At 38.4% G+C, this 6,996-nt stretch carries 6 protein-coding genes; 1 reads left to right on the top strand and 5 read right to left on the bottom strand.

Annotated elements, in window-relative coordinates:
- Positions 1-11: 11 nt before the first annotated feature.
- The 4 genes from ED2_RS13875 to ED2_RS13860 all read right to left on the bottom strand — a co-directional run bounded on the left by ED2_RS13875 (position 12) and on the right by ED2_RS13860 (position 4,130).
- A complete protein-coding gene (locus ED2_RS13875) occupies positions 12-1,460 on the bottom strand; it encodes an ApeA N-terminal domain 1-containing protein (RefSeq protein WP_058138542.1) in 1,449 nt (482 codons plus the stop codon).
- Between the two features lie 265 nt (positions 1,461-1,725).
- Entirely contained in the window at positions 1,726-2,178 is a 453-nt protein-coding gene (locus ED2_RS13870; protein WP_010829804.1) for an ASCH domain-containing protein, read from the bottom strand.
- Positions 2,179-2,192: 14 nt separating this feature from the next.
- On the bottom strand, positions 2,193-3,152 hold the full coding sequence (locus tag ED2_RS13865; protein WP_010829805.1) for a S66 family peptidase: 960 nt from the start codon (positions 3,150-3,152) through the stop codon (positions 2,193-2,195).
- A 297-nt stretch (positions 3,153-3,449) separates the two neighbouring features.
- Entirely contained in the window at positions 3,450-4,130 is a 681-nt protein-coding gene (locus tag ED2_RS13860; RefSeq protein ID WP_060789901.1) for an IS6-like element ISS1N family transposase, read from the bottom strand.
- Positions 4,131-4,190: 60 nt separating this feature from the next.
- On the opposite strand from ED2_RS13860, the gene dhaL reads away from it, so the two are divergent.
- Positions 4,191-4,742 carry a dihydroxyacetone kinase subunit DhaL gene (gene dhaL, locus ED2_RS13855; RefSeq protein WP_002333399.1) on the top strand — a complete coding sequence of 184 codons (552 nt, stop codon included), beginning with the start codon at positions 4,191-4,193 and terminating at the stop codon, positions 4,740-4,742.
- 699 nt (positions 4,743-5,441) lie between these two features.
- On the opposite strand, the gene ED2_RS13850 is transcribed toward dhaL, so the two are convergent.
- Positions 5,442-6,740 (bottom strand): polysaccharide deacetylase family protein, encoded by a 1,299-nt coding sequence (locus tag ED2_RS13850; RefSeq protein WP_002290399.1) that lies wholly within the window; start codon positions 6,738-6,740, stop codon positions 5,442-5,444.
- Between the last annotated feature and the right edge of the window lie 256 nt (positions 6,741-6,996).

Below are 6,996 nucleotides of genomic sequence, written 5' to 3'. Positions count from 1 at the left end.
TAAATGCCTTTTTATTTTTCTAACTTAATTTTACAATTCGCGTAAATAAAGTATCTTTGAAAGAGCTTCAGTTTTTCATTCGTTGTAAATAAATTTTGTGCTCCTTGTATTCTATCAGGGTACAACTCGGGTTTATACCCATGCGTGTGAAAATTTCGTGTTTGTGTTAATGACCTAGCTAAACTGCTACTGGATTTAGATGGGCTCTTCCCTTCTTTTTTTATGCAGGATTCGAATATTTTGTCCGGAAGTTGCCTGAATAAATGGCTCAGCTTTTTTTGTAAGGAATCTTCGCCTATAAAATTAATATTTGCATTAAAATGTTCTTTATTCTGCTGTGACACATTCTCATTCACATAATCTGTTAGCAGTTGTTGGTCTTCTCTTAGTTCTTCTTTTTTTTGTTCAATCGAATCATTAATAAAGTTTCTATAATATATTTCTAAGTTTCTAATAGAATTCAGCAGCTGGGTCTCTACATAATAAGGTAAGTATAAATCGTTCAAATAGCTATCAAGAATAAAACTTAGTTTTTCTTTCTTCAAATACCAGCTATTTAAAATGCTTTCAAATTCACCTTCTATAGCATGGAATGTAAGAGCGCTTTTAGGGGCTGTGGTGATTCGCTCTCCAATCTGCCGGAAGAAATATCTCCCCCTTATTAAAGGATAAAATTTCCCAGCATGTTCTGGTATAGTTTCTTTTTCGCATAAGAACTCTAGATAGTCAAAATGCAAAGGTATACCATTTAGGAATTCTAATAGCTTTTTGATGTATAGAGCGTTTTGAAAGAAGGAACGAAAGTTTCTCATTTCTCCACTATTTTCAAAAACTTTCAGATAGGACTTTTCTTCAAGAGAATAAGTACTGTTACTTTTATTCCTATTAAGAGTAATAGCTTCTAATATAGACAAATTTTCAGAATGAATGTTAAAAGTTCTTTCCCCATATTTGTCTAGATCAAACTGTACAGCCCCTTTATTTTCCTGGGGAAATACTAAGGTTGAAATAGAAGTTTTATCTATCCATGTATGTAAATGATTAACGGAAAACCTAATACTTTCAACCATGGGATCTTTTTTGAAATCACCGAATACTTTGTTGAGAGCGGTTCTTATTACATCATTACCCTCAATCTTATTAAAATTCACATCGAGTATATAAAATTCATTTACAGAATATGAATCAATACTAAAGCCAGGAATACTATCGGTACCTTTTACTCTATAACACCCTTCCAAGGCCAATAATTTCCCATCTTGTGAAAAACCATAAATTCGGTTTAAATGTTGAAATGTATCATCAAAGCTCTCAGAAAAGGAATCGAATAATTCAAGAATAATGGATTGAGATTTATAGTGCAGAATCCCTCTTATTCCATCCTTCATTTCCTGGTCTTCTCTAAACCATATAGCTAAAACATCAAAATCTTCATGCAGGTTATATTTATCAAGTTTCATTGTTTAAAAACCTCTCTTTTCAATGACATATATAGAAAAAATAGCTTTTTATAAAAGGAACATCTATTCGACACTCTAAATCTACATGGATAACGTTTGAAAATCAACATGTTGCTTATGACGGTTTTGGGTACACCCTAACCATACAAAAAGCGCCTTTTTTGGTGTTGTTCCCTGCTTAGTAAGATACTATGACTCCGTCAGGTATCCACCTGCACCTTGGCCACCCCTCTGGCATCCTTAGGGGTGGCTCTTCTGATTTTCATCATTGCTCCGCTCCTGGGAACACCATTTCAAATTCCTCACAGACCACTTGAGACTCTTCGCTAAAGGGAAGGCCGGCTTCCTGGTACGCTTCCGAGAAGAAATCGGTATGTACGCTCCTCCAATAGCCAAGGGTGCGGTCGCCTTCGCCTTCCTTGAAGGCATGGCGTTCTGACACATCTTGGAAGGGAACCACATAAACTTTGGTGATCTGGGTGATACAAATCGCATTATCCTGCCTGTCCAAGATGACATTGAACCCTCCTTCTAACGGCAAGGGTTCTTGATCTGCCTCATACAGGTCATAACCGGAGGTAGTGGCGGTCTTCACGCCCTGGCGGGTCAGTTCTGCCAGTTCGTCGGGAACCACGCCATACTGCCACGCTTCATAGGTGTGGTGCTTGTAGCGGGGGTATTCCTCAATAAAATGATTCCATAGTTCTTCTGCCTGCATCTGTTTTCCTCTCCTTAGATCATGATTTTAAGATTGCCTGCGTCTAGTTTAATTTTTTTGCCTATAGGAAAAGTAAAAATAGGTTGGGTATGGCCAAAGTTCACATCATAGAGGACGGGAATGCTCTTCAATACAGGGTGCTTGTCTAGAATACTTACCAGTATTTCTTCGGTCATCCCTGTCTCTTCAGGAAATCGGCCAATCACCAATCCCTTTGGATTTTTGGCAACCTGGAGCAGGGACGCCAAATCACGGGCGAAGTCATGGGACGTGTTCTCTTCTGCGGATTCGACAAAAAGGATTCCGTTATGGAGATCTGGCATATACTCGGTTCCCTGGAGCAGGGTGAAGGTATTGAGATTGCCCACATAGCTAACCCCTTCTGCTGTTCCGGGGGTATAGACCTTCCAAGCGTTCTCAACCAAATTTCGCGGCTCCTCGGGTAAGAACCACAAATCATCGCTGTAATGATCCGAGGCAGCCAGTTGGACCTCCTCTCTTCCCGCACATACCTTTAAAAAGTACTCTGTCTGGTAGTCTTGGAGCTCGTCCATCTTGAAGCTGGAATAGTGAGGTCCAATATACGTTACCAACCCGGTCTTAGCGGTGATTGCATTATTCAGGGCAGTGATATCGCTGTAGCCGCAAATAATCTTAGGATTACTCCGGATAAGATCGTAATCAATATAAGGCAGCAACTCATTGGAGTTGAAACCGCCAATGGTGGAGAGAATCGCCTTCACATTGTGGTCGGAAAAAGCCGCGTGGAGGTCTTCCACGCGCTCTTCTATCGAGGCCGAGCCGATCAAATCGGTGGCGTGGATATTCTTACTAAACGTGACCTTATAGCCCAGACTCTCCAGTCTTTCCTGAGCCTTTCGGTTCCCTTCCATCCCTCCCACTCTTTGAAAATTACTCGAAGGCGACAAGACCCGGATTTCATCGTTGGATTTTAACTTTTCAGGAATAATCATTTGTTACACATCCATTCTTTGTATTATGTTGTCAGATAATTATACCAAAGTATAAAAATCCAACTAGCTGTTAAAGGGAGCTGCAAAAAGCTCCTCATTCCTAAGTACGCATTCACGTACCAATGTGTAACAAATATACTAAAAAAATAATTATTTGTAGTATAATAGTTACATTGAAAGGAGGAAGACCATGAACGAAACCGTATGGGACCTCTTGGACCAGTACAAGGGCACCCTGACGCTGGTTCTGTTGCGAAGTTTGAAAATCAAACGCGCCCTCTCTGAACTCCAAATATCTTAGGCTGTTATTCCCATTAATACCTTGATTTCAGTAGACACCGAAAAGCCGAAGAGCGTTCCATTTCTTCGGTTCTTTTTATATATTCCTCGAATGGTCTCCATGCCCTTAATCGTGGAAGAGGCTGTACGGAGACTTTGATAAAATTTATTTCGTCGTTTAATAGGTCGATGGTCTTGTTCTATTAAATTGTTAAGATACTTCACAGTTCGGTGCTCTGTCTTAGTATATAAACCCACACTCTGTAACTTTCTAAAGGCAGAGCCAAGAGAAGGTGCTTTATCGGTCACAATTGCTTTCGGCTCACCAAACTGTTTATGGAGTCGTTTTAAGAAAGTATAGGCTGCTTGCGTATCCCGTTTTTTTCGTAACCAGATATCTAAGGTTAAGCCGTCCGCATCAATTGCACGATAAAGATAATGCCAACGTCCCTTAATTTTGATATAGGTTTCGTCCATTTTCCATGAATAGAAGGATTGTCTATTTTTCTTCTTCCAAAGATAATAGAGGACTTTGCTGTACTCTTGTACCCAACGATAAATCGTAGTATGACAAACATTTATTCCACGATCATATAACAATTCCTGAACTTCACGATAGCTTAGATTGTAACGCAGGTAGTAACCAACAGCGACAATAATGACGTCTTTTTTGAATTGTTTGCCTTTAAAATGATTCATTACTCTGTCCTCTCTGTCTTTTTTCTCAATTTTACACTAAAATAGATTTTTTGGAAAACTTTGCAACAGAACCACAAAAGTTATCTTAGTGATCTAGATACGCCGATCGGTGACGGTGACCATGGAAATAATATGGGGCGAGGTGTTTCCGCATTTGAAGACGCCTTTAAGAAAGAGGAACCGACAACAATCAGTGATACCTTTAAAGTTCTTTCGATGGCAATGATCTCCAAAGTTGGAGGAGCTTCAGGTCCGCTATATGGTTCAGCATTCATGAACATGATGAAAGCGACAAAGGATGTTGACGTCATCAATTCACAAGAGCAATTAGGGAAAATCATCGAAGAAGGTACAAATGGGATACAAGCAAGAGGAAAAGCTGAAGCAGAGGATAAAACAATGCTAGATGTTTGGTTGCCTGTTACGGAAGCATTAAAAAACAATCAGCTAACCGCAGACGTCATCGAAAATGCCAAAGAACATACTAAAAATTTGGTCGAAAAAAAAGGACGTGCTTCTTATTTAGGGGAGCGGGCGATTGGACACATTGATCCAGGAGCAGCTTCTAGTGCAATCTTATTCCAGACATTACTTGATGTGATTCATGGATAGAAAGGGCTATTTATAAACTGTAGAAGCCTAACTTTGAACGACAGCATAAACTGTTGCAAAAGTTAGGCTTTTTATCTGCTTTCGTGTGTCTACCTAGAGCTTTTTCTGACAGAAGTATTTACCAAAAGTTAAACGAAGAAAGTGAAAATCGAGAAGAAAGAATCACTCTTTAGCATGAAAAAAAAGAACTTTATCCTGATTAAAATAACGAAACAATCAAATATGACTTGTGCAAAAAAAGAGATGAGACCACTGCTACTTTTAGCAATGGTCTCACCTCTGTTTTACTGGTTATCGTCAGGTCAAAACGGTTTTTTTACAACCTATCTGCGGTATTCAAGAAGCTGTTTTTCTCTGTTCATTCTTATTGCTTGATGCAGACCAGCCTTTTCACAACCTAACACGCGGTGTTCAAAGAGCTGACCTTCAACAATAAGTCAAAACGCTCTTTTTACAACCTCTATTCACGGTGTTCAAAGCCCAACTCCTTGAAATAAGTCTGGATTTTTCAAAACATGAGAAGCTGTTTAGAAAAATTCATTCTTATTGTCGGCGGAGCTGAACGGTCTTTTCACAACCTTATCCACGGTGTTCAAGAAGCAAATCCTCAGCAATAAGCGCTAGATTTCCAAAATATGAGAAACTATTTTAGAAATCTAGTTCTTATTTGCTCGGAGCTGGACGCTTCTTTCACAACCTCTATCCTCGATCTTTTTGGTCATACACTTCTTTGACGTTGATAAATTGATCAAGTATTGGATTTTCTCCTTTTAGGTCAGCTTCGAAACGGATACCGTCAATATTGATTCTGGCGTTACGGTAGTAGTCAGTTCCTAGTTGTCCCCATGCAGGAGTTGAGGCATCGACATTGCAGAAGATATCAAATCCTTGTTGTTTCAAGTAAGCAAATTTTTGATTTGCTTCAGAATAAGGTTGCCAATCGCTGATGTCAGCGCCAAATGGGTAGATCAAAATATTTGTTTTGCCTAAAATAGGTGCAACTTCATTTTGCCAACGTTCATTATCTTGTTGGATATCGGCTAAAGAAGCTTGTGTCATATTCAAGTGTCCCCAAGTATGAGAAGCAAAACTCCAACCATCTTTCTTTAATTGATCAGCAACTTTTTTGGCTGCTTCGATTTCTTTGTTTGTTTTTTCGTTATCACCATATTCTGATTTTGATGTACGGTAACCTAATACACCATTATAGCCTGTTAAAGCTAATGTTCCTTTGGCGCCTTGATAAGAAAAATCGGGATGTTTTTTAATGAATGAATCGATCAATGGAACCATATCATAGTCACCAACAGTTTCCTTCTTATTGTCGATATAAATATTCTTGATTTGGTTCTGTTTATCGACAATCAACTTACTTGGAAATCCTGAATTGTCCATGTATTCATAATAGCTGACATCGTCTTGCGAAAGAATTAACGGTTTCTTTCCTTCTGGAAGAGAAACACCTGTAAAGGTCAGTTTTCCATCTGTTCCTTTTTTGACTAATCCATTTAGATTAACAAGAACATAGTTATTTTTATATAACTGATCAATGGTTTTATTGAATTCGGAAATAGTGACCATATAATCTTTATACCCTTGTGCTTGCTGGGTATGAAAAGCCTTAGCTGGATCAACGATCAGACTATGAAAGAAGACGTGTGAGATTTTGGTCGGGTCTTCCCATTTTACCAAGGATTCTTTTTCTTTTTTCAAAGTTGCTAACAATTGTTGCGCTTCTTTGGCGTCGTCTTTTTCAAGTAAGGCGATGGCTTCATCATAATGATAACTTGCAGCAAGCTGTTTTGCTTGATCAAGCTGTTTCGTCGTTTGTTTATCTTCAACAGGTTTTGAGCTGCTGCTTGAGTGTTGAGTTGTTTGACTAGTGTTTTCTAATTTATTGTTTGTTGCTGCTTGTGTAACAAAAAAGATACTTACACCTAGAATAATAACAGTGCATACAGAAGTGACAGCCAATATGATTTTGTGTGTATGTTTCATTTTATCGTCCCCTACTACTTTTTGATTTCAAAAACCCCCGTAAGCTTTTCTTAACCTTTTGAAAAACTTCCCATAACCATTGTAACGAATATAGAAACAAGTGTAAAAGAAACTTTTGTTTTTTTTGATTTTTCTCTTATTTTCTTTAACTAGAGCGCTTTTTATGAGAAGTACTATTTTGTAAAAGTTATAAAGTGAGAGAGGTGAAAATGTTCGGATTTTCGCTGTTTTTATTTCCAAGAAAAACTAAAATAAA

The sequence above is a fragment of the Enterococcus durans NBRC 100479 = LMG 10746 genome (genome assembly GCF_001544215.1).
GTDB lineage: Bacteria > Bacillota > Bacilli > Lactobacillales > Enterococcaceae > Enterococcus_B > Enterococcus_B durans.
Note: the sequence above shows the minus strand (reverse complement) of the source record. Positions and strands in the feature narration are given on the sequence as shown.